At 71.9% G+C, this 24,746-nt stretch carries 21 protein-coding genes; 8 read left to right on the forward strand and 13 right to left on the reverse strand.

Going from position 1 to position 24,746, the window contains the following annotated elements; genetic code table 11:
• Positions 1–35 precede the first annotated feature (35 nt).
• The 8 genes from ACZ44S_RS20660 to ACZ44S_RS20695 all read right to left on the reverse strand — a co-directional run bounded on the left by ACZ44S_RS20660 (position 36) and on the right by ACZ44S_RS20695 (position 9,883).
• A complete protein-coding gene (locus ACZ44S_RS20660) occupies positions 36–2,564 on the reverse strand; it encodes an FtsX-like permease family protein (RefSeq protein WP_466931103.1) in 2,529 nt (842 codons plus the stop codon).
• 3 nt (positions 2,565–2,567) lie between these two features.
• On the reverse strand, positions 2,568–3,332 hold the full coding sequence (locus tag ACZ44S_RS20665) for an ABC transporter ATP-binding protein (RefSeq protein ID WP_466931106.1): 765 nt from the start codon (positions 3,330–3,332) through the stop codon (positions 2,568–2,570).
• 105 nt (positions 3,333–3,437) lie between these two features.
• Positions 3,438–4,397 carry a formylglycine-generating enzyme family protein gene (locus ACZ44S_RS20670; protein WP_466931109.1) on the reverse strand — a complete coding sequence of 320 codons (960 nt, stop codon included), beginning with the start codon at positions 4,395–4,397 and terminating at the stop codon, positions 3,438–3,440.
• The gene (locus tag ACZ44S_RS20675) at positions 4,390–5,931 is read right to left on the reverse strand and encodes a sulfatase-like hydrolase/transferase (RefSeq protein WP_466931111.1); all 1,542 of its coding nucleotides are present in this window, start codon (positions 5,929–5,931) and stop codon (positions 4,390–4,392) included. The genes ACZ44S_RS20670 and ACZ44S_RS20675 overlap by 8 nt, the downstream gene beginning before the upstream one ends.
• On the reverse strand, positions 5,928–6,929 hold the full coding sequence (locus ACZ44S_RS20680) for an aliphatic sulfonate ABC transporter substrate-binding protein (RefSeq protein WP_466931114.1): 1,002 nt from the start codon (positions 6,927–6,929) through the stop codon (positions 5,928–5,930). The genes ACZ44S_RS20675 and ACZ44S_RS20680 overlap by 4 nt, the downstream gene beginning before the upstream one ends.
• A 20-nt stretch (positions 6,930–6,949) precedes the next feature.
• The gene (locus ACZ44S_RS20685; RefSeq protein WP_466931117.1) at positions 6,950–7,762 is read right to left on the reverse strand and encodes an ABC transporter ATP-binding protein; all 813 of its coding nucleotides are present in this window, start codon (positions 7,760–7,762) and stop codon (positions 6,950–6,952) included.
• The gene (locus tag ACZ44S_RS20690) at positions 7,759–8,631 is read right to left on the reverse strand and encodes an ABC transporter permease (RefSeq protein ID WP_466931119.1); all 873 of its coding nucleotides are present in this window, start codon (positions 8,629–8,631) and stop codon (positions 7,759–7,761) included. The genes ACZ44S_RS20685 and ACZ44S_RS20690 overlap by 4 nt, the downstream gene beginning before the upstream one ends.
• A complete protein-coding gene (locus ACZ44S_RS20695) occupies positions 8,618–9,883 on the reverse strand; it encodes an ROK family transcriptional regulator (protein WP_466931122.1) in 1,266 nt (421 codons plus the stop codon). The genes ACZ44S_RS20690 and ACZ44S_RS20695 overlap by 14 nt, the downstream gene beginning before the upstream one ends.
• Positions 9,884–10,121: 238 nt before the next feature.
• Between ACZ44S_RS20695 and ACZ44S_RS20700 the strand changes: the two genes are divergently transcribed.
• From ACZ44S_RS20700 to ACZ44S_RS20715, 4 genes are all read left to right on the forward strand, one after another.
• The gene (locus ACZ44S_RS20700; RefSeq protein ID WP_466931123.1) at positions 10,122–11,468 is read left to right on the forward strand and encodes a family 43 glycosylhydrolase; all 1,347 of its coding nucleotides are present in this window, start codon (positions 10,122–10,124) and stop codon (positions 11,466–11,468) included.
• A gap of 107 nt (positions 11,469–11,575) precedes the next feature.
• Complete coding sequence (locus ACZ44S_RS20705; protein WP_466931126.1) at positions 11,576–13,459, forward strand: TerD family protein; 1,884 nt, start codon at positions 11,576–11,578, stop codon at positions 13,457–13,459.
• A 154-nt stretch (positions 13,460–13,613) separates the two neighbouring features.
• On the forward strand, positions 13,614–15,095 hold the full coding sequence (locus ACZ44S_RS20710; protein WP_466931169.1) for an MFS transporter: 1,482 nt from the start codon (positions 13,614–13,616) through the stop codon (positions 15,093–15,095).
• 12 nt (positions 15,096–15,107) lie between these two features.
• Complete coding sequence (locus ACZ44S_RS20715) at positions 15,108–15,440, forward strand: putative quinol monooxygenase (RefSeq protein WP_190162992.1); 333 nt, start codon at positions 15,108–15,110, stop codon at positions 15,438–15,440.
• A 21-nt stretch (positions 15,441–15,461) separates the two neighbouring features.
• Here the strand turns inward: ACZ44S_RS20715 and ACZ44S_RS20720 are convergent, their stop codons facing one another.
• The 5 genes from ACZ44S_RS20720 to ACZ44S_RS20740 form a co-directional block, all read right to left on the reverse strand.
• On the reverse strand, positions 15,462–16,337 hold the full coding sequence (locus tag ACZ44S_RS20720; protein WP_466931129.1) for an endonuclease/exonuclease/phosphatase family protein: 876 nt from the start codon (positions 16,335–16,337) through the stop codon (positions 15,462–15,464).
• A 107-nt stretch (positions 16,338–16,444) separates the two neighbouring features.
• Complete coding sequence (locus ACZ44S_RS20725; RefSeq protein ID WP_466931132.1) at positions 16,445–17,371, reverse strand: hypothetical protein; 927 nt, start codon at positions 17,369–17,371, stop codon at positions 16,445–16,447.
• Positions 17,368–17,859, reverse strand: coding sequence for a hypothetical protein (locus tag ACZ44S_RS20730; protein ID WP_466931135.1), 492 nt, complete (start codon positions 17,857–17,859; stop codon positions 17,368–17,370). Before ACZ44S_RS20730 ends, ACZ44S_RS20725 begins: the two co-directional genes overlap by 4 nt.
• 3 nt (positions 17,860–17,862) lie before the next feature.
• Positions 17,863–19,086, reverse strand: a complete 1,224-nt coding sequence (locus tag ACZ44S_RS20735; protein WP_466931136.1) for a macrolide family glycosyltransferase — start codon at positions 19,084–19,086, stop codon at positions 17,863–17,865.
• Positions 19,083–19,991, reverse strand: coding sequence for a patatin-like phospholipase family protein (locus ACZ44S_RS20740; RefSeq protein ID WP_466931138.1), 909 nt, complete (start codon positions 19,989–19,991; stop codon positions 19,083–19,085). The genes ACZ44S_RS20735 and ACZ44S_RS20740 overlap by 4 nt, the downstream gene beginning before the upstream one ends.
• Positions 19,992–20,319: 328 nt before the next feature.
• On the opposite strand from ACZ44S_RS20740, the gene ACZ44S_RS20745 reads away from it, so the two are divergent.
• From ACZ44S_RS20745 to ACZ44S_RS20760, 4 genes are all read left to right on the forward strand, one after another.
• Complete coding sequence (locus ACZ44S_RS20745) at positions 20,320–21,216, forward strand: RNA polymerase sigma-70 factor (RefSeq protein ID WP_466931140.1); 897 nt, start codon at positions 20,320–20,322, stop codon at positions 21,214–21,216.
• A gap of 284 nt (positions 21,217–21,500) precedes the next feature.
• Positions 21,501–21,926, forward strand: a complete 426-nt coding sequence (locus ACZ44S_RS20750) for an OsmC family protein (protein ID WP_466931142.1) — start codon at positions 21,501–21,503, stop codon at positions 21,924–21,926.
• Positions 21,927–22,078: 152 nt separating this feature from the next.
• Positions 22,079–23,779 carry an L-aspartate oxidase gene (locus ACZ44S_RS20755; RefSeq protein WP_466931171.1) on the forward strand — a complete coding sequence of 567 codons (1,701 nt, stop codon included), beginning with the start codon at positions 22,079–22,081 and terminating at the stop codon, positions 23,777–23,779.
• Between the two features lie 36 nt (positions 23,780–23,815).
• A complete protein-coding gene (locus ACZ44S_RS20760; RefSeq protein WP_466931144.1) occupies positions 23,816–24,562 on the forward strand; it encodes an SDR family oxidoreductase in 747 nt (248 codons plus the stop codon).
• Positions 24,563–24,746: the final 184 nt, after the last annotated feature.

Raw genomic sequence — 24,746 nt, forward strand, 5'->3', positions numbered from 1 at the left:
TGGGCGTCCGTGCGGCCCGCGACAGCGGCCGGTGGTCACTCGCGGATGCCGATGCCCTCGACCGGCGGGGTACGCAGGACGCGGCCGACGGGAAGCATCGTGGCGACGAGTGCCAGCGCGACGGTCCCGCCGACGACGGCGGCCGAGCCGGCGGCCGGTACGTAGGGGACGCCCGGGCCGGCCACGGCGTTGACGATCGTGGTGAGCGTGACCGCAGCGACGGTCCCGCCCAGGACGAGTGCCACTCCCAGCAGCCCTGCCTGTTCGGCGTGCACCATCCGTTTCACCTGGCGGCGGGTGACTCCGACCAGACGCAGCAGGGCCAGTTCCCGGGTCCGTGCCAGGGCGGCCATGACGAGCGTGTTGGCGGCGGCCAGGACGGCGTATCCGACCAGGACGGCGATGAGCAGCCTGTTCAGCCACCCGCTGACGGCCAGGTCCTCGGCGAGTTCACCGGTGAGCAGGCCGGCGTCCACCACCGCGGCGTGCGGGTACCCGCGGGCCAGGTCGGCGAGGGCGGTGCCGACGTCGGCGTCCGGTGCGGTGCGGATGAGTACCTGGTCGTCGAGTCCGGTGACGGTGTGCCCGGCGAGCGTGCGCGTGTGCAGGGTGACGTCGCCGAAGCCCCAGCCGCGTTCGTAGAGGGCGACGACGCGCAGGGTGACGGGCGTGCCGTCGCCGAGCCACAGGTCGGCCTCGTCCCCGAGCCGCCACCCCGCGGCGTCCGCCTGCGCGCTGGACACGGCCATGGTGCCCTCGGCCAGCCGGTCCAGGCTGCCGGAGGTGACGTCCAGGTCCAGCGTCCGTTCCACGCCCCTCGGATCGATGCCCTGCGCGACGACCGTCCGGGCCTCGAGCCGGTCGGGCACGACGACGGAGGTGCGGCGCACCCCGGTCGCGGCGAGCACCCCGGGGACACGGCGGGCCTCTGCCGTCGCGGAGGCGGGCAGGCCGGCGGCACCGGTCAGCGCGTGCTGGGCGAGGATGCCGTCGCGGCTCTGGACCACGGTCTGCCGCTGGAGGTTGTCCTGCAGGAACCAGACGGTGCCGCCGAAGCCGACGGAGAGCACGAGCGCGGTGAGCACGGCGACCGTACCGCGCGCGTTGGCCCGCAGGTTCGCCGCGGCGAGATGGCCGCTGTTGCCCCAGACGGTCCGCAGGACGGGCCCGAGCAACCGGGCGGCCGCCTGGTTGATCCAGGGCGCCAGCAGCGCGATGCCCAGCACGAACGCGTAGAGCATGCCCATCGCGGCACCCAGCGCGGCCTGGCCGTCGGTGGCGCCGGTGAGGCCGGTCAGGGACACCGCGGCCACGAGGCACACCAGGCCGCTCACCACACGTGTCCTGCTGCCGAGGGGCCGCTCGACGGCCGCTTCCCCGAGGGCCTCGGTCGGCCGGATGCGGGTGACGCGCAGTGCGGCGATCCACGCCGAGAGCAGGGCGACGACGGCGACGCCCAGGGTCGCGGCGGCCGCGGAGAGCGGCCCGCCCTGGACGGTGAATCCCTCGGGCACGAAGTCCCGGGACACGAGTTCGTCCCGGATGTGTCCCGTGGCGAACAGTCCGGCCGGGACGCCCGCCACAGCGGCCGAGAGTCCGAGCAAGCCCGCCTCGGCGAGGAGCATCAGCCGTACCTGTCCCGGGGTGGCGGCGACGGCGCGCAGCAGGGCGAGGTCACGGCGCCGGTGCCGTACCGACAGGCCGGCGGTCCCCGCGACGACGAAGACGATGATCATCGCGGCGTACCCGCCGAAGGCTCCCCCGGCCTGCAGGGTCAGGGCGCGTGCGGCGGCGGCCTCCGGTTGTCCGGCGAGTCCGCACTCGTCACCGGCGTAGGCCTTGGCGCCCGCGTCCTCCGCGATCCGGCGCACCTCGGCGAGCACGGCGGTGCGGTCGGCGTCCGGTTCGGCGAGTACGCCGATGGCGTCGAAGCGGCCCGGGTGCGGGTCGAGGGCGGCGGCCCGCGCGTCGGTGAAGAACAGCGCCGCTTGCTCCCCGGGCGCGCCGTCCGTCTCGACGACGCCGCTCACCCGGTAGGAACGGCCGGCACCTCCGGTGACGACCTCGATGGTGTCGCCCGGCGCGAGTCCCACGCGGCCGGCGAGCCGGGCGTCGACGGCGATCTCCCCGCCGGAGCGTGGTGCCGTGCCGGTGACCAGCCGGTACGGCGCGAGCGCCGCGCTCGACCAACCGTGTCCCGTGGTCGGCACGTCCGGGGCGACGGTCGTGGTCACGGTGATCGAGCGGTCGCCCACCGCGCGCGCCACTCCGGGCACCGCGGCCAGCTCGCCGGTGAGCGCCTCGGGGACACTGCCGCGCTCGGGAAGGGGCACGGTGGTGTACTCGGTCTCGCCGAGCACCGTCGGTCCGGCCACCCTCAGGTCCCGGTCCGCGACGACGGCGAGCGTGGCGCCGTAACGCTGGGACTCCCCTTTGTACCGCCACCCCGACTCCGCCAGCAGGGCGCACGTCATCAGGACGGCGACACCCGCGGCGAGCGCGACGAACGTGGCGACGAAGCCGCCTTTGCGGAAGCGCAGCATCTGCGCCGCGAGTCGGAGCACGGTTCAGCCCTCCCGGCTCACGGCGGGCTGCCTGCGGCCGAGCAGGGCCAGATGTTCGGCGATCCGCTCGGCGCCGGGCTGTCCCATGTCCTGCATGATCCGCCCGTCGGCGAGGAACAGCACACGGTCGGCGTAGGAGGCGGCGACCGGGTCGTGGGTCACCATGACGACGGTCTGCCCGTCCCGGTCGACCACCGACCGCAGCAGTGCGAGGACCTCGGCGGCGGTCCGGGTGTCCAGCGCCCCGGTCGGTTCGTCGCAGAAGATGACCTCGGGGCGGGTGACGAGCGCCCGTGCGATCGCCACACGCTGCTGCTGGCCGCCGGAGAGCTGCGCCGGCCGGTGCCGCAGCCGGTCGCCCAGGCCGACCCTGCCGATCACCTCGGCGACCCACGCACGGTCCGGCCGGTGGCCCGACAGCCGCGAGGGCAGCAGGATGTTCTGTTCCACGTCCAGCGCGCCCACCAGGTTGAACGCCTGGAACACGAAACCGACCCGGCTGCGGCGCAGTTCGGTCAGCTTCTTCTCCGACATCGACGACAGATCGGTGGCCCCGATCCGCACCCGCCCGGAGTCCGGCCGGTCCAGCCCCGCCGCGCAGTGCAGCAGGGTGCTCTTGCCGGATCCGGACGGGCCCATCACCGCGGTCGACGTGCCGCGCATGAACACGGCGCTCACGTCGTCCAGCGCCACGACCGGCTGTTCGCCGCCGTACGTCTTGTGGACATGGTCGAGGCCGACGGCGACGTCGGGCGGGGTCACTGACATGGTGGGCGCCTTCCGGGAGGAGCTCGGTGCGGTACCTCCACGACGCTAGAAGGCGCGGGGGCGCCCGCCCATGCAGCCAGTTGCCCGGTCCGGGTGGTGCAGGCACTACCGGTCCTCGCCGTCGTTGGCGCAGCGGAAGCCGAGGTTGGCCGTCGAGGACTCCGGGGTGTTGGCCGAGCGTGCGGCGACCCGGTAGCGGTTGCAGTAGGAGTCGTGGCACAGGTACGAGCCGCCGCGCAGCACCCGTGCCGTTCCGGTGTCCGGGCCGCGCGGGTCCTCCGGGGCGGACTCGGCGTAGTAGGCGGGCGAGAACCAGTCGGCACACCACTCCCACACGTTGCCGGCGGTGTTCCACAGGCCGAAGCCGTTGGGACGGTAGGACTTGACGGGTGCCGTGGTCAGGTGGCCGTCCTCGGCGGTGTTGGTGTGGGGGAAGCGTCCCTGCCAGATGTTGCAGCGCCATCTGCCGTCGGGGGTGAGGTCGTCGCCCCAGGCGTAGCGGCGGCCGGACAGTCCTCCGCGTGCGGCGTACTCCCACTCCGCCTCGGTGGGCAGGCGCTTGCCCGCCCACCGCGCGTAGGCGGCCGCGTCGTTCCACGACACGTGGACGACCGGATGGTTCTGCCGGCCGATGATGTCGGAACGGGCACCTTCGGGCCGGCGCCAGTGAGCACCCCGGACGTTGATCCACCAGGGCGTTCCGGCGGCGTGGCCGAGGACGTCGGCCGAGGGGGCGGTGACCACGAGGTGGAAGACCGCCGAGGAGCCGTAGCGCTCGGCGTCGGTGATGTAGCCCGTGGCCTTGACGAAGGCGGCGAACCGCGCGTTGGTGACGGCGGTCTCGTCGATGTGGAAGGGCTTGAGACGGACCGGGTGAACGGGCGTCTCACCGTCGGCGGGGTACCCCTCGTCGAAGGCGTCCCCCATGGCGAACTCGCCGCCGGGCAGGAGAACCTGCCCCCGTGTGGAACGCTCGCGGGAGGCGGTGACCGGCACCGCCGGGTGCGGGCCGGCGGTGACCGGCGTGGCCGCCGGGGTGCAGCAGGAACGGTGGCCGTCAGTCATGGGCCCGGTACGTGGACTCGTCGAGACCGCTCAGGGTCGGGTCGTGGGCCACCTCGCCGACCTCGTACATCGATGTCATCCAGTGGTGGAAGTTGTCGCCGCGCTCGCGCAGCACGTCGTACAGGCGGCGCATCATCCGTCTGCGCACCTCGGCCTGTTCGGGGTGGGCGTAGACGTTCTGCAGTTCGTCCGGGTCGGTCACCAGGTCGTACAGCTCGTTGACCGAGTCGGGGTTGACGACGAGCTTGTACCGGTTCTCGCGCAGCATGCGCTGCGGGTAGGGGAAGTGGTGGCCGTGGAATTCGCAGACGATGTCGTCCTCCCAGTCCGCGGGTTCGCCGTGCACGAGAGGCAGCAGGCTGCGCGAGTCCACCGCGGGCTTCGGGTCGATGCCTGCCAGTTCCAGGATGGTGGCGGTGCAGTCGAGCAGGCTGACGAACTCGGAGCGGACCACACCGGGAGGGGCGCCCGGGACACGGAGCAGTCCGGGCGTGCGGTAGATGTCCTCGTACATCGCCGGGCCCTTGTCGTGCAGCCGGTGCGAGCCGGTGAACTCGCCGTGGTCACAGGTGAAGAAGACGGCGGTGTCGTCCATCAGGCCCAGCCGTTCCATCGCCTCCATGACCCGGCCGATCTGCCGGTCGATCAGCGCCACATAGCCCCAGTAGACGGCGATGAGCTTGCGGGTCGTCTCGATCGGCATGGTGTCGAAGGTCCAGTGGGCGCTGTAGTTGCGCTGGACCGGCGGCTTGTCGTGGAAGGTCTCCGCGATCGAGCGCGGCAGTTCCACATCGGCGGGGTCGACGAGGTCGAAGTACTCGTCGGGGAGGATGTACGGCAGGTGCGGCCCGAAGAAGTGCAGTGCGAGGAAGAAGGGTTGCTCGCGTTCGCGGCAGTCGGCGGCGTACTTCTCGAGCTGTTCGATGGCACGGGTGGCCAGGTAGTGCTCGAAGGTGGCCTCGACCGGCTGGTGCAGCCGTGCGGCGAGCAGGTTGCCGGGACCGCCGTTGGGCAGGGTGCCGCGGATCCGGTCGCTGATCCGGTACGGCGGCAGACCGTGCTCGGCGAGGTACGCGAGGTAGTCGGGGTGGTCCACGGGGTTGTGCCAGCCGGGCAGTTCGGGGCCGTCGAAGCCGTGGTCCGCCGCCGTCCGCCGGGTGCCGGCGTGCCACTTGCCGATCAGGCCGCAGTTGTAGCCGTGGTCCCGCAGGGCCCGGGAGAAGGTGAACTGGTCGTCGGTGAGGTCCTCGAGGTAGCCGACGTTGCGTTCGTGGTTGGCGAGCACCTTGTGCCGGAACGGCGCCTGGCCGGTCAGCAGACTGGCCCGGGCGGGCGTGCAGATCGCGGTGGGGGTGTACCAGCGGTCGAAGCGGGTGCCCGTGGCGGCGAGTTCGTCGAGGACCGGGGTGTGCGCCAGGGGGTTGCCGTACGCGCCGAGGGTGTCCGCCCGGTGCTGGTCGGTCATGAGGAAGAGGATGTTCTTCGGGGAGGCGCCGGCCGCGCTGCCGGCGTCGGTGGTGCTGGACCGCGTCACTCGCCTGCTCCGATGAAGAGGTCGCCGGTGTAGTAGGTCTTCGGGTCGACGGGCTTCTTCAGCTTCCCCGTCTCGACGAAGTAGTCGTTCATGCCCGTCAGCCACTTGGCGATGGTGCCGTCCTCGGTCAGCGCGTCGAGCTCGTCGACGCTGAGCACCTTGTTGTTGGCGGCGTCGGCCTCGACCTGGTCCACGGGGAGTTTCAGCTTGTCGGCGGTGAGTTCGACGGCCTCCTCGGTGTGCGACGAACGGAACTCGATGGCCTCGCGCAGAACGGCGAGGACCTTCTCGACCTTCTCCGGGTTCTCGGACACCAGCTTGTTGCCGGCCACGAAGGCGGTGGGGAAGGAGACGTCGTCCTCGAAGTCGGTGTTCTTGGCCAGTTCCTGCAGGTCGGGAACCTGCTTCTTGATGGTGGCCGCGGCGGGGTACCAGAAGCCCGCCCCGTCGACCTGCTTCGAGGAGAAGGCGGACACGATGGTGGACGGGTCCATGGGCACGACCTTCACGTCGCTCTTGGTCATCCCCGCCTTCTTCAGCGCGAGCGTGAGGATCATGTCGCCGGAGGTGCCTTCGGGAACGGCGACGGTCTTGCCCTTGAGCTGCTCCATCGAGGTGATGCCCGGCTGGGCCAGCACCCGGTCGGAGTTGCCGAGCGTGTTGATGGCGACGACCTTGGCCTGCCCCGAGGCGGGGAGCCACATGGCGCCCGGGCCGATGTATCCGAAGTCGAGGTTGTCGGTGCCGAGGGCCTGGATCTGCAGGGGGCCGTTGGTGAAGACCTTGGTCTCCGGCTTCAGCCCGTGCTTCTTCCACATCCCCTTGGCTTCGGCGATGGCGATCAGGCTGGCACCGTTGAAGTCGTTGATGTAGCCGAACCGCACCGTGTCGTCCGAGCCGCCGGAGGACGAGTCGCCCCCGCACGCGGTCAGCAGGGCCATCGCGGACAGGCCGGCGAGGGCGGCGGAGAAGGTTCTGCGGGTGAAGGTGGATGGCATGGCGGGGTGTCCCTTCCTGGTCATGATGTCGAGGCGTGGGCGGTGGAAGGGGCGGCGGTGCGGCCTTCCTGGTGGTAGACGGAGTGCCACACCCGGTTGCGCAGTGCGGCGAACTCGGAGCTGAGGCGGAACTCCTCGTTGCGTTCGATGGCGGGGTCGACCTCGATGACGTCGTAGACGCGCCCGGGCCGGGCCGCCATGACGATCACCCGGTTCGCCAGGAACACGGCCTCGTCGACGTCGTGGGTGATGAACAGGACCGTGCGCTTGTCCTGGCTCCAGGTCCGAAGCAGCTGTTCCTGGAGCTTGACCCTGGTCAGCGCGTCGAGGGCGCCGAACGGTTCGTCCATCAGCAGGATCGAGGGGTCCACGGCGTAGGCCCGGGCGATGGCGCAACGCTGGCGCATGCCTCCGGACAGCGTCTTGGGCAGCGCGTCGGCGAAACGTTCCAGCCCGACCAGTTCGATGAAGTGCTCGGCACGGCTGCGGCGTTCGCCCTTGGGCACACCGGTCGTCCGCAGCCCGAACTCGACGTTCTGGCGCACGGTCAGCCAGGGGAAGAGCGCGTACTGCTGGAAGATCACGCCGCGCTCGGGCCCGGGCCCGGACACGGGGGCGCCGTCCACCAGGGCACGGCCCGCCGTGGGGGTCTCCAGCCCGGCGAGGATGTTCATCAGGGTGCTCTTGCCGCACCCCGAGGGGCCGACGACGGTGACGAACTCGTTGTCCGCGATGTCGATCGACACGTCGTCGAGGGCGGTGAAGGTGTCACGGCCGAGGGCGAAGGCCTTGGTGACACCCTGGACGGATATCTTGGCCGGCTTGCTGGTCATCGGCGTTCCTGCCATCCGGTGAGCTTGCGTTCCGCGAGGAGGAGGACACGGTCCATGAGCAGACCGAGAATCCCGATCGAGATGAGCCCGACGAAGATCGTCGGAAGGTCGTAGTAGAGCTGGGCGTTCTGCATGCGGTAACCGAGCCCCTCCTGCGCGGCGATGAGCTCCGCGGCGACGAGGGTCGCCCACGCCGAGCCGAGGCCGACCCGCATGCCGACGAGAATGAACGGCGTGGAGGCGGGCACCACCACGCGGGCGAAGATCGTCGCGTCCTTGGCGCCCAGGACCCGTGCGGCGTTGATCATGGTGCGGTCGACGTCGACGACCCCCTGGAAGGTCGAGATCACGCACGCCAGGAAAGCGGCGAGGAAGATGACGAAGATCTTCGGTGTCTCGTCGATGCCCATGGCGACCACCGCGAGCGGGATGATCGCCAGCGGCGGAATGGTGCGGAAGAACTGGATCCAGGGCTCGATCAGGCCGCGCGCGATGCCGTACCAGCCCATGAGGAACCCGATCGGGACGGCCACGGCCGTGCCGAGGCCGAAGCCGATGAGGACGCGCGTGAGGCTGGCGAGGGCGTCGTCGGCGAGCGTCCCGTCGCCGATCAGCGTCCCCGCCCGCTCCACGACCTCCGGCGGGGTCGGCAGCTTGAACCCGGCGGCCGCCAGGGCCCACCAGATGCCGATGCCCAGCGCGACGGACGCGGCGTTCAGGAGCAGGGGCAACCCGCTCCGGCCGGAGGACCGCCCGCGCTCCGGCGCGGTCCTGCCGTCGTCCCGGGAGCCGGAGTCGGCCGGCTCCCCGGACGTCTTTGCGGGTACGGGGTGTCGCGGTCGGGCGCCCCGCTTGTCAAGGACGGACATGGGCCGCTCCTTCGATGTCGGTGGTACGGGCATCACTGCCGGCCCGCACGTCGGCGGTTTCGGGGTACCTCGCCAGGAGTGGGGAGCTGTGGAAGACCGCGGCGAGGGCACCGATGGCGCCGTCGTCGTCCGAGAGCCGGGCCGCCTCGACGACGGGACCGGCCGACGCGGTCGGGAAGAGATCGGCGGCGAGGGTGGCGGCGACCTGCTCCACGACGACGGGTGCCAGCCGGGCGATCTCGCCGCCGATGACGACCTTCGCCGGGTTGAGCGTCATCGTCGCCGCCCCGGCCACACGTCCCACCGCGGCGGCCGCCTCCCGCAGCACCCGCTCGGCGACGGGGTGCGAGCGGGTCACGGCGGCGGCCAGCTCGTCCAGGTTCCCCAGCGGCAGGCCGAACTCCCAGCAGGCGGCGAGAATGGCGGGGACCGAGGCCACGGTCTCCAGGCAGCCGCGCTTGCCGCACCGGCACGGCCGGCCCGCCGGTTCGACGGTCACATGGCCCAGCTCGCCGGCCAGTCCGGTGGAGCCGGTCACCAGCTGGCCGCCGACGACGAGCCCGCCGCCGACGCCGTCCGACAGACGGACGTACACCAGGTCGGCCACGCTGTCCGCGCCGCTGATCGCCTCGGCCAGGGCGGCCAGTCGCGTGTTGTTGTCAACGATCACCGGTGCGTCGAAGCGCGCGGCGAAGGCCACGTCGACCCCTTCCGGGGCCGGTCGCAGCGCCGTCCCCGCCGAGGTGGTGCGGGGCCAGGCCGCCGCTTCGGCGGCGGGATAGGGGCCCGGCACGCCGATGCCGATGCCCTGGAGAGCTCCGTAGTGGACGCCGGCCTCGCTGGTGAGCCGCTCCACCAGGCCGAGGGCCAGTGCGGTGCGCTCCTGCCAGGGCGTGGTGTCGTCATACCGTACGGAACCGGACGCCATGATGTCGTGCGAGGCGTCGGCCACGACGACGTTGACGCGACGGTGACCGAAGTCGACGCCCATGAACTGCGCCGACGAGGGATCGAGTGCCAGACGCTCGGCCGGCCGGCCGCTGCCCGCGCGCTTCGAGGCATCGGTGTCCACGACGACGATGGCGCCCCGTTGCAGCAGGCTTCCGGTGATCTCGGACAGGGTGGTGCGCGACAGGCCCACGACCCGTGCGATCTCGCCGCGGCTCATGGCGCCGTTCTCCTGCAGCGCTCGCAGGACGCGTTCCTCATGGGTCCGCCTGACAAGCGCGTGCACTCCGCTGGGCATCTGCATGCCGGTCAAGGTAGGTACGCCGCATTATTCCGTCAACACTCCGACAGAAAGATGCGTTGAAGCCGTGAGCAAGCCTGTTCAAAGACACCCTGAGCCGACTCGTCCCGCCGCATTTTCGTCCGCACTGTTGACGTAAATGGTCCGGTGTTCGCATGCTGTGCGGCATCCCCCCGTCATCGCAGCTTCCCGAGAGCTGCCGTCGAGTCATGGGCGGGAACCACGAAGGAGAGCACCTCCGATGAGCGATGCCGCGAACCGATTGCACCGACGATCCCTTCTCGCCGGCGCCGCCGGCCTGGGAGCGGCGGCCGCGTTCCCCGCCGCCACCGCGCAGGCGGCCGGCCCCGCGCCAACCCTCGCCCCGCCGTCGCGGCGCCACCCGGACAACTGGCCCGACCCCGAGCCCTACGGCCTCGCGGACACCCGGCGGGATCTGTGGCCGCGCGAAGACAACTCCTTCGTCCTGCCGCTGGAGTTGCGCCCCCGCGACCGGGAGCTCGGCCGGGTCTGGATGCGGGACACCTACGTCAACTGCTTCGTCGTGGACGGCCGTCCGCTCTACGTGGCCACGGGCACCACGCGCGTGCCCGGACTGGAGGCGGCCGGCCCCTGGAACGACGGCCTCTTCGTATGGGTGTCCCGCTCCCTCAAGGGGCCGTGGAGACTGGCCGACACGACCCGCGTCCGGCCCGGCGCCGAGAAGGGCAAGGTGTGGTCACCCGAGTTCGTCGGGGAGAACCGGCCCGGGCGCACCGTCGTCGCGCCCTGGCAGGAGTACTGGCACGACGACCGGTTCGGCAAGCGCGGCAATGTGTGGGCGCCGGAGCTGCACCACTTCAAGGGCAAGTGGTACATCGTCGCGTGCATGGGCGACCACTCCCGCAAGGTCGGGTCGTTCATGCTCGTGAGCGAGGGCGGTGTCGAGGGCCCGTACCGGCTGGTCGAGGGCAACCTCGACAAACCGTTCGGCGACTCGCTCACCGGCGGGCCCGCCTTCATCGAGCCCGGCGCCTACCACCACATCGACGGCGGCCTCTACAGCGAGGGCGACGACGCCTGGCTCGTCCTGCACAACGACCTGTACGCCAAGTTCCGGGACGACATGGAGGACATCGTCACCACGACGAATCTGCCGAAGTTCCGGCAGACTCCCTATGCGCCCGAGCCGTATCTCGAAGGCGCCTACGTCTTCCGGCACAAGGGCAAGTACTACCTGCTCCACGCCGCGTGGGACCGCACGTCGGTGGATGCCTACGGAACCACGCGCAACGCCTACGACCCGCCCGGGCCGGGACGGGTCCAGTACCAGTACGACGTGATCGTCGCGGTCGCCGACCGCTTCGAGGGACCGTACTCGGAGCGGTGGACGGCGGGCGTCGGCGCCGGCCACAACAACTTCTTCCGCGACCACGACGGCCACCTGTGGGCGACGTTCTTCCGCAACCCGGCCGCCGGCCACTGGAAGGACCCGGTGCGCGTCGGCGACGCCGCGGTACCCGGTGTCGTACGCCTGGAATGGACCGGGCCGTCGGACAGCCGTCTGTACGTCCAGCGGCGCAAACCCGGGCGTGGGTCCGGTTCCTGACGGTTTCTCCCGGCGCACGGCGTGCAGGCCTCCTGTGCGCCGGGAGGAATACGGAGGAAACGGGATCCAACTTGAAGATGAGCGGACATCCCACCATCCTGTCCGCCATGACTCTCCTGTCCCCCGCCCTCGACCCTGCCGGCCTGCGCGACTACCCCTTCGAATGGGCGCTGGTGGATGTGGAGACCTCCGGTCTCGTCCCGCGGCGGGACCGGGTGCTGTCCGTCGCCGTGGTGACGCTGGGCCCCGACGGGGAACAGACCGGGGAGTTCTCGACGCTGCTCGATCCGGGCTGTGATCCGGGTCCGGTGCATGTGCACGGGCTGACGCCCGAGCGGCTGCGCGGGGCGCCGGCCTTCGAGCAGGTGGCGGACCGGATCGGCGCCCTGCTGCGGGACCGGGTGTTCGTGGCCCACAACGCGCAGTTCGACTACGACTTCCTGGCCCACGAGTTCGCCCGGGCCGGCCTGGTGCTGCCGGTCGCCCGGCGGCTGTGCACCCTGACCCTGAACCGTCGCATCGATCCCCCGACGGACGGCCTCACCCTGGGCACGCTCGCCGCGCACTACGGCGTCGAGCAGACTCAGGCGCACGACGCGCTCGACGACGCCCGGGTGCTGTCGGGCGTCCTGCGGGGCTCGCTGCGTCAGGCGGCGCTGCTCGATCTGCCGCTGCCTCTCGTGGCCTGTCCGCCGCGGCAGGACCCGCGGTTCGCGCCGAAGCCGCCGAAGACACCGTGCGCGTACCGCAACCCGGGGCGGGCGACGCCCGGCGGACCGCTGGTGCAGGGGATGAAGATCGCCGTCACCGGATCCACCCGGACCCCGCGCGCCGAACTGGTGGCCGGCGCTGCGGCCGCGGGGCTCAACGTGGTGTCGTCGGTGAGCCGGCACACCAGCGCCCTGATCACCAATGACGGCGCGTCGGGCTCGGCCAAGGCCCGGCGCGCCCGGGCCGAGGGTGTGCCGCTGTTCGACGAGGACACCTTCCTGCGCCTGCTGAACGACGTGCGGCCCGGCACTCCGCACGAGGAGAGCGCCGCCGTCCCGGCCGGGGCTCCGGGTGTGCCCGCGCCACGTGGCCCGCAGGAGCCCGCCGCCGGCCGACCGGCACCCGCGGACCCGCCGGGGGCCGCGGAGCTTCCGGCCGCCGAATCCACGGCCGCCCGTACACGGGCCCGCGAGACGGGAGGTCCGCTCAAGGGGCGGCGGGTGCTCGCCCTCGGGGGGACGCACGCCGCGGCGGTGGCCGCACGGGCCCGCATCGTCGAGCTGGGCGCCGCGGCCGCCATCAATCTGTCCGCCAGTGTCACCGACGTCGTCGTCCTCGACGGGGGCCGGGCGGACCGCCGTATGGCCCGCATCGCCTCTCTGGAACTGCCGGTGCACGAGGCGGACTGGCTCACCGATCCCGTCGGCGCGGGGCAGCAGGGCACACCCGGGCGGGCCGACGCGGTACGCGTGCTGCCGCGCGGCGGGGTCGTCGACCTGCCCCGCACGACGGGTCCCGGCGCGGCCCCCTGGACCGTCACCGCGACCTGGGCGCAGCAGGCGTCGTGCGAGATCGACGTCGTGGCGTTCGTCGTGGACGAGGACGAGCAGGTCTCCTTCGACGACGACTTCGTCTTCTACGGCGCCCCGGAGAATCCCGCGGGCACGGTGCGCCTGCTCGGCGACGGACCCACCGAGCAGACCGTCAGTATGGACCTCGCCACGCTCCCGCCCGGCGCACGCAAGATCGTCGTCGCCGCCGCCATCGACGGTGCCCTCACCTTCGGTGACGTCGGCGCCGTCCACATCAGTTCCGGTCCGGGGACGGGCGCCGCGCCCCTCGTCCAGGCCACCCTCGACGCGGCGACCACCGAGCGTTCGATGCTTCTCGCCGAGGTGTACCGGCGCGGTCCCGTGTGGCGGCTGCGTGCGGTCGGGCAGGGGTACGACCACGGTCTCGAGACGCTCGCGCGCGCGTACGGAGTCGACGTCGCCGACTGACCGGCGCCGCTCGCGGTGCCCGAGTGGTGGGCACCCGGATGCGCGCGTACGGTCGAACGGTGGACTCCCGAAAGGGCGACCCGGTATGACCAGCGGTCCGCGATCGGCCTCCGCCCGGCAGCACACCGACCGTGCCACCGGCCGCGGGAAGGCCATGGCCCTGCTGGTCATCGCGTCGTGTCAGCTGATGGTGGTGCTGGACATCACCATCGTGAACATCGCGCTGCCGCACATCCAGCGTTCGCTGGACTTCTCGACCACCAGCCTGTCCTGGGTGGTCAACGCCTACACCCTCACCTTCGGCGGCCTGTTGCTGCTGGGCGGCCGGGCCGGCGACATCCTCGGCAGACGGCGCGTGTTCGTCTTCGGGGTGCTGCTGTTCGTGGTGGCCTCCCTGCTCGGCGGGCTCGCCCAGAGCTCCGGCCAACTCCTCGCCGCCCGCGCGCTCCAGGGCATGGGGGGCGCGATCGCCTCGCCGACGTCCCTGGCGCTGATCAGCACCACCTTCCGTGAAGGACCGGAACGCAACCGGGCGTTCGGGGTCTTCGCCGCGGTGTCGGCGGGCGGCGGCGCCATCGGTCTGCTCGCCGGCGGCATGCTCGTCGAGTGGCTGAACTGGCGGTGGGTGCTCTTCGTCAACGTCCCGATCGGGCTGCTCATCGCCCTGGCGGCACCGCGCTGGATCAAGGAGTCCGAACGCCACCCGGGCCGCTTCGACTTCACCGGCGCCCTCACCTCGACGGTGGGCATGGTGCTGCTGGTCTACGGGTTCATACGGGCCGCCCAGGACGGCTGGCGGGACGCCCTGACCCTCGCCTCGTTCGCCGCGGCCGTCATCGTCCTCGCGAGCTTCGTCCTGGTCGAGAGAAGGTCGCGTCAGCCGATCACACCGTTGCACATGTTCGCGGACCGCAACCGCGCGGGCACCTACGGCATCATGCTGTGCCTGGCGGCGGCGATGTTCGGCATGTTCTTCTTCCTGACCCTCTTCGTGCAGAACGTGCTGGACTTCAGCCCGCTCCAGGCCGGGCTCGCCTTCCTGCCGGTCAGCGTGGTCATCGCGATCGGCGCGGGGCTGGCCTCGAGATTCCTGCCCGTGTACGGGCCGAAACCCTTCATGGTGGGCGGCGGCGTTCTCGCGGCCGCGGGGCTCGCCTGGCTGACCCTGACCGACGTCCACTCCACCTACGCGGGCAGCGTTCTCGGTCCCATGCTGGTCTTCAGCCTCGGCATGGGCATGGAGTTCGTGTCGCTGACGCTCATGGCGCTGTCCGACGTCCGCGTCCAGGAGACCGGCGCCGCGTCCGGCCTGCTCAACGCCACCCAGCAGGTCGGCGGCTCGCTCGGCCTGTCCATCCTGGTCACGATGTACGGAACGGCCAGCAGCAACGAGGCGGAGAAACAGGTACCGCGCTTCCTGCAGCAGGCGACCCCCGCCGAACGCCTGCGCTTCCAACGCACCGGGGAACTGCCGTCGCCGTGGGGCGACCAGGTCCTCACCTCCGGTGTCTCGGCCGCGTTCATCACCGCGGCGGTCTTCGCCGCACTCGCCGCGCTGATCGCCGTCCTGGCCATCCAGGTCCGGCCCTCCGACCTGGAACGGCTCCAGGGCAGTACGGGCCCGGGCCCGGGATGAGAGAGTGGTCCGATGATCTTCATCACCGCCAAGTTCCGAGTCCGCCCCGAGTACGCCGACCAGTGGCCGCGGATCGCAGCGGACTTCACCGCGGCGACCCGCGAGGAGCCGGGCTGCCTCTGGTTCGACTGGTCCCGCAGTCTGGACGATCCGACGGAGTACGTCCTGGTCGAGGCGTTCCGCGACGACGAGGCGGGCGCCGCCCATGTGCAGTCCGAACACTTCCGGACCGCACAGCGGACGCTGCCGCCTCATCTGGCCGAGACCCCTCGGATCGTGAACATGTCCGTCCCGCAGGACGACTGGTCGGAACTGGGCGAGATGAGCGTGGACGGAAAGGAGTGATACGGAAGGAGTGACCCGCCGTCAGCGTCCGCGCCGGTGAACCCTCAGGTCCGCGACCACGGGCCGGTGGTCGGACGCCTCCGTCGCCACCGTGCGGGCGCCGGCCACCCCGATGTCGGGCGAGACGGTGACCAGGTCGATGCGCTTGACCGGGTCGGCCGCCGGAAAGGTGCCGCCACCGCCGGGGGCGGCGTCCCGCAGCGTCCGCCACATCGGCGCCAACTCGGGCGCGCCCGCCTCTGCGTTGAAGTCCCCGACGAGGATCCTGGGACCCCGGTCGGCGGCCAGCACGGCGAGCATGTCCGCCACCTGGGCCGCGCGGACCGACGGGTCGGCCCGGTAGTCCAGGTGCGTGGAGTACACGTGCACATGCGCACCCCGGACGTCGACCACCACCTCGGCGAAACCGGGCGCCGGGGCCGGCACCGGGTCGGGCGACTGGGTGGAGAGCCGGGTGATCTCGTGGTTCTCGGCGTGGAGCACCGGGTGGCGGCTCAGCACGGCGACGCCGAACTGCCGGCGCTCGCCGTCCTCGCCGGCCGGTTCCAGGTCGTAGATGGGTGCGAAGAACACCCGCATACGCAGCTTCGCGGCCAGGGCACGGGCCTCGTCCACGAAATTGCTCCGGGCGCCCCAATGCACGTCGACCTCCTGGAGACCGATCACATCGGCGTGCAGACCGCGCAGCGCGGCGGCGGTGCGGTCGAGGTCGAAGACCTGGTCCTGGCCGGCCCCCGCGTGGATGTTGTACGTCGCCACCCGCAGGGGGACGGCCGGGGCGCGGGAACCCGGGGCGTCGTCGTCCGCTGCCGCCGGCGCCGCCGCGACGAGCAGGACGGCGGCGAGCACGGCGGCGACACGGCCGGTGCGGACGGGGCGTCGGAATCTGGGCGTCATGCCTTCTCCAGGTCGCGTAGAGGTGGGGCCGGTTCCGAACGGGAGAGCGGGGTGACCGTCTGCCGGTCACCCCGCAGCATGGAAGCACAACGCCGGATGACGTGCTGTCAGAATCCCTGCCGCCGGGCCGGGTCGGCCGCGCGGATCAGCGCGAGCACGGTGTCGGTGGTGTGGTCGAGGTGGCTGCGGCCGTCAAAGCGGTACGACTCCGGACTGATGTAGCTGCGCCGGCCGAGGTGCGTGGCGGGGTCGAGGCGGTGCACGGTGATCTTTCCGGCGCGGCGGGCCCGGTTCCAGCCGCTGCGGCGGAACAGCCGCCAGCGCTGCGGGAAGAGCCAGGTGCCCACCCGCTCGATCCAGTCGTGGGCGCTGGTGAGCTGGTGCAGGTGCCGGACATGGGTGAGGTCGTTGGCGCCGTTGTGGAAACCGCCGAGGGTGATCAGCAGGAGCGGAGCTCGCAGCCGGGTGTGCAGTTCGTCCACCGCGCCGGTGGCGACCTGGGCCCCGCCGCTGTAGCTCAGCAGCACCACGGGGATGCCGCTGTGCGGCCGGTATCCGGCCAGCCGGAGCTGGTTGGCGATCTGGGCGCCCACGGCGCGGTTGTAGAGGGGACGGTAGCGGCGGTCGGCGGCGACGAAGATCTGCATGACGTTGTGCAGGAACAGAAGGAGCCCGGCGTGCCGGCGGATCCACACCCATACGGGACGGTTGGCGAGCGGTGCGGCCAGCGGGGAGTAGGGCTGCACCTGTCCCAGCACCCGCAGTTCGGGCGCCGCGGCGATCAGGGCCTTGACCAGCTGGCCCCCGTCGCGGGTGTCGGTGAAGCGACGCTTGCCGATGCCGTCGAGGTAGACGAGGTAGGCGGCCGGAGGCCGGCCGGGGTCCGCGCCCCTGGCGTAGGGGATGCCGGGCGGCAGGTCGACGGCCGGGGTGCGCCAGCCGGCGGTGTAGAGCATCACCTCGTAGCGGGCGAGCAGGGCTTCGGCGAGCAGTACCGGGCCGAGCACCAGGGCGAGCAAGGGGAACCAGGTCATACCGGCAGCTCCTGACCTCGCGTGGCGCCGATCGTCGCGACCAGGCGGCGGACCGCCTCGACGACGGCGGCCAGTCCCACTCCGGCGATGATCACGCAGCCCGCGGCGCCCGGCCCGCTCAGCCCTGTCATCTCGGCGAGGGGGGCGACGAGTCCGGCCCCGACTCCGACGAGAAGCAGAAGGTGCAGCAGCGGCCCGAGCAGCGGGAAGGCGATGACGGCTCCGAGCAGCATCGGGGCGAGCTGGCCGGGTGTCCAGGCCGGCGCGGTGACGTCGGACACCGGTGCGGACAGGATCAGCCGGGCGAGGGTCCACGCGGTCAGGGGCCACAGCGCGATCACGGCGCTCTCGACCACGGTGCCGGTCAGCAGGAGGCCGAACACGATCGGCCGCGACACGCCGGACCGGCGCGCGACCAGGGGCAGGATGCGCCCGGCGGCCTCGGACAGTCCGGCGAGCACCACCAGGACGACGACGACGGGTGACATGGCTCAGCTCTCCTGTGGTGAGTCCGCCGGGGTCGGACGGCCGGCCCCGCCGGCCCGCTGCAGATAGCTCTCCAGTTCGTCGGCGGCCCGCAGGTGTCCGCCCGCCTCGCGCTGGGCGACCCGCAGTCCGACCGCCGCCTCCCGGAAGCGGGGCTCGGTGAGCAGGCGCCGGGCGAGGGCCCGCACCGCCGAGGAGGTGGCGTCCTCGGTGCGGACGGACAGGCCGGCGCCGAGTTCGACGACCCGCCGGGCGACCAGCGGCTGATCCGCTCCCTGGGGGACGACCAGCATGGGGACTCCGGCGTGCATGGCCTCGTTGACGCTGTTCATCCCGCCGTGCGTGACGAACAGCGCGGCACGGGCCAGCACCTCCGGCTGCGGAACGAAGCGGCGGGCGACGACATGGGACGGCAAGGGCTCCAGCGCGTCCGGATCGGTGTGCCCGGTGGAGACGACCACGGAGCCGCCCAGCGGCGCGAGCGCGTCGGCGAAGCCGCGCAGTATCCGCGGGGCCGCGTCGAACACCGTGCCCAGGGAGGCGTACAGCACGGGTGGCCGGAGCCGGCCGATCGGGAAATCCGGGTCGTCGGGCCGGGCGCCGACGCTGGGGCCGACGAACCGGTACGACCGGTCGAAGGTGCCGGCGCCCGGCTGGAACGCGCGCGAGGTGAAGACCAGGTTGAGCGGCTGGCGCGCGTTCACCAGGTCGAGCAGGGGCAGGCCCCGGGTGCGGTAGCGACGGGACAGCCGCCACCTGGACCGGAGATAGCTTCCGACGTTGCGGGGCCGGGCCGCCGCCGCGGCCAGCAGTTCCCACGAGGCGTGGCTGGGGCTGGGCACGGACCGGTTGAACGCCATGGTGGTGAACACCGAGGCGGCGGGCACCCCGAGTTGGGTCGCGGCGACCGGCCCCCACGGGCAGGCGGCACCGTGCACGATCAGATCGGGCCGGATCCGACGCAGATCGGCCAGGACGGCGGGCAGCAGGGCGACGGCGGTGCGGGCGAGCCCGTCCAGCAGCGTGACGGGCGTCGGCGGACCGGCGAGCGTCGGGCCGTCCCCGGGGTAGGGACACACGGTCGCGCCGGTGGCCTCGATCTCGTCCGCGAACGCGGGAGTGGTGTGGTAGGTGACGGTGTGGCCGCGACGGACGAGCTCCGCCACCACCGGCAGGGTGGGGTTGATGTGTCCGTGCAGGGCGATGTTGAGGAACGCGATGGTGCTCACCGGCCGGCTCCCGCCACCGGTACGGTCCGGGCGGGGCCCGGTGCGGCGGGTGGACCGGCGTCGTCCCGGTAGAGGCCGGGGCCCTCGATGCGCAGGCGGTCGAGGAAGTTTCCCGCGGCGAGGGCGGCGGTGCCGATCAGCCGGTGCGCGTGGCCGAAGTCCCAGGGGGCGGGCCAGGTCTCGACGCCGGTCGGCACCACGACGGTCGGGATCCGCCGGGCGGCTTCGTGCAGGTCGGACTCGATCTGACGGTGAAGCACCACCAGCCCGGCGCGGGAGGCCACGGCCGCGGCCCGCCGCGGCGTGACGGCGGGGTGCAGGGGCCGGGCCTCCGGCCCGGTCGACAGCACGACCGCACTGGCCGCACCGGCCTGCAGGGCCGCCCGCACCGGGACGTAGGCGGTCACTCCGCCGTCGATGAGTGTCCGGCCGTCACGCTCGACCGGGGGCAGGACTCCCGGGATGGCCGCGCCGGCCAGCAGCGCGGACTCGAGGTCGCCGTGGTCCAGCAGCGCGGGCGCGCCGGTGTCGAGGTCGGTGGCCACCGCGGTGAAGGGGATCTCCAGGTGTTCGATGCGTGACGGCATGGCGGCATGGGCGATCAGCCGGCGCAGTCCGCGGTCGGCGAAGACACTCGCCCGGGACGGAAGAAAGCCGAGCGGAAACACCTCACGGCGGCGCAGCCGGGTCCACACATGCTCGAGCCAGGGCGCGGCCCGGCCCGGGTGGGCGGCCGCGACGGCCCCGTTGAGGGCGCCCACCGACGTCCCGACGATCAGATCGGGAGTGAATCCGCGCTGTTCCAGGGCGTACCCGACACCGACATGCGCGGCACCGAGCACTCCCCCGCCTCCGACCACCACCGCCACCGGCCGGGGCAGGCCTTGCAGACCCGAGCCACTCATAGCTCATCCTCTCTCGCCACGCGTCGATTCGTTCGCGCTTGCTCCCTGACGACCGGACAGCCGCCCCGTCTGTGACAAAGGGGCCGGGGCAGTGCGAAATCTGCTGGTGCGGGGCCCGGCCGCGCGCCGCGGGGCGGGCCATGGGGCGGCGGCGTCACGGTGCGCGGTGTCACAGCGGCGCTGCCCGCCCTGTCGTAGGTGGTGAGTGACCGGATGCGCCGACCGGGTCCGCGCCACGCCCTCACGCGCAGCGTGATCCGCCCTGGTCGGGGCGCACGCCTCCGGGGCGGCTTGTAGCATGGTTGCCCCGGATTCGGAAGGGACGACCATGCAGGCTGGGGACGGCACCGATTCCCTTGACCGGGCGACGAAGGAGTTCCTCGCGGCCCGCCCGCAGCTGTTCGGCATCGCCTACCGGGTACTCGGCAGTTCCGCGGAAGCCGAGGACGTCCTCCAGGAGACCTGGCTGCGGTGGCAGAACGCCGACCGTTCCGGCATTCACGAACCGGCGGCCTTCCTGACCACGATCACGGCGCGACTCGCCATCAACGTCGCGCAGTCCGCGCGGGTACGGCGGGAAGCGTACGTCGGACCGTGGCTCCCCGAGCCGGTGGACACCACGCAGGATCCCCAGATGGGTGCGGAGCGGGCCGAGGCGCTCGAGATGGCGGTTCTCCTCCTTCTCGAGAAACTGAACCCGGTGGAACGGGCGGCCTATGTGCTGCGGGAAGCCTTCGACTATCCGTACAAGCAGGTCGCGGACATCCTGGAGACGAGTGAGGCCAACACCCGGCAGCTGGTGAGCCGTGCGCGCAAGCACCTCGCCGCCGAACGCAAGGAACAGGTCAGCCCCGCCGACCACCGGCGTCTGCTGGAGGTGTTCCTCGCCGCCGCGCAGACGGGCGATCTGGCGGTGCTGGAGAACGTCCTCGCCGCCGACGTGGTCAGCTACGCCGACGGCGGAGGCATCCGGGGCGCGTCGCGGATTCCGGTCGTCGGACGTACACATGTCTCCAAGTACCTGGCCGCCTTCGCGCCGCGGTTCTGGCCGCCGGCCCGGACACGGTGGGTGGAGGCCAACGGGCGGCCCGCCGTGCTCGTGTCGGTCGACGGCGACGCCGTGGCACTGCTCTCCGTCGACGTGTCGGCGGACGGCATCGACCGGATCATGTGGGTGATGAATCCGGAGAAGCTGTCGCCCTTCGTGGCGTCGCTGAGCGGCTGATTCCTCCCGCGTCCGTCACAGATGGGCGGACGGGCAGGACGGATCCGGCACTCATCCCGAGCAGCTGTTCGCCGCCGGTTTCGCGGCCTGCTGCCACGGGGCGCTGAGCGCGGAGACCGCCGCGCCCCTCCTGGAGAAGACCGGCTCACTGTGCCCCTGCGCGAGGATGACCGCCCGGAGAACACCGGCCACCGTCACCCTCGCCCCCCTGGGCAGATGTCACAAAAAGGGGCGCACGACTGTCCTCTTGGGTGAGCAGCGGGGCCACCGAAAGGGCGGAATTCATGACTGGACGCACCGTGTCGGTTCGTGAGGGCCGGCGTCTTGCCCGTTCCATCGCGGTCGGGCCGCATCTGCTGACCGTGGACGAGCCCGAGCCGCTGAGTTCGGACACCGGCCCCACGCCGGGAGAACTGCTCCTGGCCGCCCTTGGCTCCTGCACCTCCATGGCCGTGCGCGCGTACGCGGACCGGCACGGCTGGCCGCTCGACCACGTCGTGGTGGACGTGCGGTCCGGCCCGCGCGGGCGGATCGTCAAGAGCGTCCGGCTCACCGGCGACCTGGAACCCCCGCAGATCGAGGCACTGCTGACGGTGGCCGGGCGTTGTCCGGTGCAGCGTCTGATCACGGGGGACGTCTCGGTGGCCACCGTGCCCACCGTCGTGACGCCGTCGCGCCGGTCCGGCGGGCGGACGATGCCGCCGGACTGACGCCGGGTCGCCGCCCCGTTGGTCCGGGCGCATGCTGGGACGGGAAGTCCGCGGCGCCGGGTGTCACAACCAGCTCGGTCATCCGGTCGTAGTCGGTGAAAACCCCAACGATCGGAGCAATCGTGGCTGCCACCGAACAACGTCTTTCCACCATGGTGCTGGTGATCGGCACCGGCGGAGCCGGCCTGCGGGCGTCCATCGAGCTGGCCGAGGCCGGCGTCGACGTCCTGGCCGTCGGCAAGCGTCCGAAGGAGGACGCCCACACGTCCCTCGCCGCCGGAGGGATCAACGCGGCTCTGGCCACGATGGACCCCGAGGACAGCTGGCAGCAGCACGCGGCGGACACGCTCAAGGAGAGCTACCTGCTGGGCGACCCGCGCACCGCCGAGATCGTGACGCAGGGCGCCGCACTGGGCATCGACGACCTGGAGCGGTACGGCATGGGCTTCGCCCGGGAGGACGACGGCCGCATCTCCCAGCGCTTCTTCGGCGCGCACAAGTTCCGGCGCACCGCCTTCGCCGGGGACTACACGGGTCTGGAGATCCAGCGCACGCTCATCCGGCGCGCGGACCAGCTGGACATCCCCGTGCTCGACGGCGTGTACATCACGCGGATCCTGACCCATGAGGGTGCCGTGTTCGGTGCCTACGGTTTCGACCTCACGGACGGCACGCGGTACCTCATCCACGCCGATGCCGTGATCCTGGCGGCCGGTGGCCACACCCGGATCTGGCGGCGGACTTCGTCGCGGCGGGACGAGAACACCGGTGACTCGTTCCGGCTCGCCGTGGAGGCCGGGGCCCGGCTCCGCGACCCCGAGCTGGTGCAGTTCCACCCCTCCGGGATCATCGAGCCGGAGAACGCGGCCGGCACCCTGGTCAGCGAGGCCGCGCGGGGCGAAGGCGGCATCCTGCGCAACGCGCTCGGGGAGCGGTACATGAGCCGCTACGACCCCGAGCGCATGGAACTGTCCACTCGCGACCGGGTCGCCCTGGCCTCCTACACGGAGATCAAGGAGGGGCGCGGCACCGAGAAGGGCGGCGTGTGGCTCGACGTCTCGCACCTGCCCCGGCAGACGATCATGAAGCGGCTGCCCCGGGTGTACCAGACCCTGCTGGACCTGCAGATGCTGGACATCACCCGTGACCCGATCGAGGTCGCGCCCACGGCGCACTACTCGATGGGCGGGGTCTGGGTCCGTCCGGAGGACCACAGCACCGACGTCCGCGGGCTGTACGCCATCGGTGAGGCGTCGAGCGGTCTGCACGGCGCCAACCGCCTCGGCGGCAACAGTCTCATCGAACTGCTGGTCTACGGCCGTATCACCGGGCAGGCGGCGGCCGCCTACTCGGAGTCGCTGACCGCGCACCCGCGGTCGGCTGCGGCCGTGGCCGAGGCGCGTGCGGAGGTCGACGGCCTTCTGGCCGCGGACGGGCCGGAGAACGTCCGCGCGCTGCAGCGCGCCATCCGCAACACCATGACCGAGCACGCGGGCGTCGTCCGCGACGAGGAGGGTCTGCGGACGGGACTGGCGGAGCTCGCCGCGATCGAGAAGCGGATGGAGGACGTCGGCGTGCACCCCGACATCGCCGGGTTCCAGGACCTGGCACACGCCTTCGACCTCAAGTCCGCGGCGCTCTCCGCCCGGGCCACGCTCGAGGCGGCGCTGGAGCGCCGGGAGACCCGCGGCTGCCACAACCGCAGCGATCACCCGGACATGGATCCGGCGCTGCGGGTCAACCTCGTCTGGTCGCCGACGACGGGAATCACCCGCGAGAGCATTCCCGCCGTCCCGGAGGAGATCTCCGTGCTGATGGAGGACGTGTCGACCGACGGCAAGCTCGCCGAGTGACGCGAGAAGAACACACCCAGAGAGGATTTTTCTGTCATGAAGATCGTTGTGATCGGCGGTACCGGGCTCATCGGCTCGCAGGTCGTCGAGACGCTCAAGGCACAGGGTCACGAGGCGGTGCCGGCCGCGCCCAACACGGGGGTCAACACGCTGACCGGAGAAGGGCTGGCCGAGGTGCTCCGAGGTGCCTCGGTCGTGGTCGACGTGTCGAACTCGCCCTCGTTCGCGGACGACGCCGTCATGGAGTTCTTCCGTACCTCGACCACCAACCTCCTCAAGGCGGAGGCGGAGGCCGGTGTGACCCACCATGTCGCGCTCTCCGTGGTGGGCACGGACCGGCTTCAGGAGAGCGGCTACTTCCGTGCCAAGCAGGTGCAGGAGGACCTGATCAGGGAGTCCGGCATGCCGTACTCCATCGTCCACGCCACGCAGTTCTTCGAGTTCATGAACGGCATCGCGGACCTGGCGACCGAGGGTGACACCGTGCGTGTCTCCTCGGCCGGGATCCAGCCCATCTCCTCCGCCGACGTGGCCGCGGCGGTGTGCCGTACGGCCGTCGGAGAACCGCTCGACGGTGTGGTGGAGGTCGCCGGCCCGGAGGCGTTCCGGCTGGACGGGCTGATCCGCGAGGTTCTCGCCGCCGGGAACGACCCGCGCGAGGTCGTCACGGACCCGCAGGCCCCGTACTCGGGTGCGCCCCTGGAGGAGAACACTCTGCTTCCCGGTCCCGGCGCGCGGCTCGCCGAGACCCGCTTCGCCGACTGGCTCGCGCAGCAGAAGTGAGGTCACCGGTGTGGCCCCGGATCCTGTCGTCGGGGTCCGGGGCCACTTCCGTGTTCCTCCTTCACCGTCCTCCCCTCACGGGGCCGGGCACGCGGAGGGGGGGGGGGGGGGGGGAGGGGGGGGGGGGGGGGGGGGGGGGGGGGGGGGGGGGGGGGGGGGGCGGGGGGGGGGGGGGGGTGTGGGT

This window comes from Streptomyces malachitofuscus (genome assembly GCF_055571035.1).

Bases quoted from the DNA above. Each gene is read 5' to 3' on its own strand.
- ACZ44S_RS20665 (WP_466931106.1), bottom strand. From the start codon at position 3,332: ATGTCAGTGACCCCGCCCGACGTCGCCGTCGGCCTCGACCATGTCCAC.
- ACZ44S_RS20670 (WP_466931109.1), bottom strand. From the start codon at position 4,397: ATGACTGACGGCCACCGTTCCTGCTGCACCCCGGCGGCCACGCCGGTC.
- ACZ44S_RS20680 (WP_466931114.1), bottom strand. From the start codon at position 6,929: ATGCCATCCACCTTCACCCGCAGAACCTTCTCCGCCGCCCTCGCCGGC.
- ACZ44S_RS20685 (WP_466931117.1), bottom strand. From the start codon at position 7,762: ATGACCAGCAAGCCGGCCAAGATATCCGTCCAGGGTGTCACCAAGGCC.
- ACZ44S_RS20690 (WP_466931119.1), bottom strand. From the start codon at position 8,631: ATGTCCGTCCTTGACAAGCGGGGCGCCCGACCGCGACACCCCGTACCC.
- ACZ44S_RS20695 (WP_466931122.1), bottom strand. From the start codon at position 9,883: ATGCAGATGCCCAGCGGAGTGCACGCGCTTGTCAGGCGGACCCATGAG.
- ACZ44S_RS20700 (WP_466931123.1), top strand. From the start codon at position 10,122: ATGAGCGATGCCGCGAACCGATTGCACCGACGATCCCTTCTCGCCGGC.
- ACZ44S_RS20705 (WP_466931126.1), top strand. From the start codon at position 11,576: ATGACTCTCCTGTCCCCCGCCCTCGACCCTGCCGGCCTGCGCGACTAC.
- ACZ44S_RS20710 (WP_466931169.1), top strand. From the start codon at position 13,614: ATGGCCCTGCTGGTCATCGCGTCGTGTCAGCTGATGGTGGTGCTGGAC.
- ACZ44S_RS20715 (WP_190162992.1), top strand. From the start codon at position 15,108: ATGATCTTCATCACCGCCAAGTTCCGAGTCCGCCCCGAGTACGCCGAC.
- ACZ44S_RS20720 (WP_466931129.1), bottom strand. From the start codon at position 16,337: ATGACGCCCAGATTCCGACGCCCCGTCCGCACCGGCCGTGTCGCCGCC.
- ACZ44S_RS20725 (WP_466931132.1), bottom strand. From the start codon at position 17,371: ATGACCTGGTTCCCCTTGCTCGCCCTGGTGCTCGGCCCGGTACTGCTC.
- ACZ44S_RS20730 (WP_466931135.1), bottom strand. From the start codon at position 17,859: ATGTCACCCGTCGTCGTCGTCCTGGTGGTGCTCGCCGGACTGTCCGAG.
- ACZ44S_RS20740 (WP_466931138.1), bottom strand. From the start codon at position 19,991: ATGAGTGGCTCGGGTCTGCAAGGCCTGCCCCGGCCGGTGGCGGTGGTG.
- ACZ44S_RS20745 (WP_466931140.1), top strand. From the start codon at position 20,320: ATGCAGGCTGGGGACGGCACCGATTCCCTTGACCGGGCGACGAAGGAG.
- ACZ44S_RS20750 (WP_466931142.1), top strand. From the start codon at position 21,501: ATGACTGGACGCACCGTGTCGGTTCGTGAGGGCCGGCGTCTTGCCCGT.
- ACZ44S_RS20755 (WP_466931171.1), top strand. From the start codon at position 22,079: ATGGTGCTGGTGATCGGCACCGGCGGAGCCGGCCTGCGGGCGTCCATC.
- ACZ44S_RS20760 (WP_466931144.1), top strand. From the start codon at position 23,816: ATGAAGATCGTTGTGATCGGCGGTACCGGGCTCATCGGCTCGCAGGTC.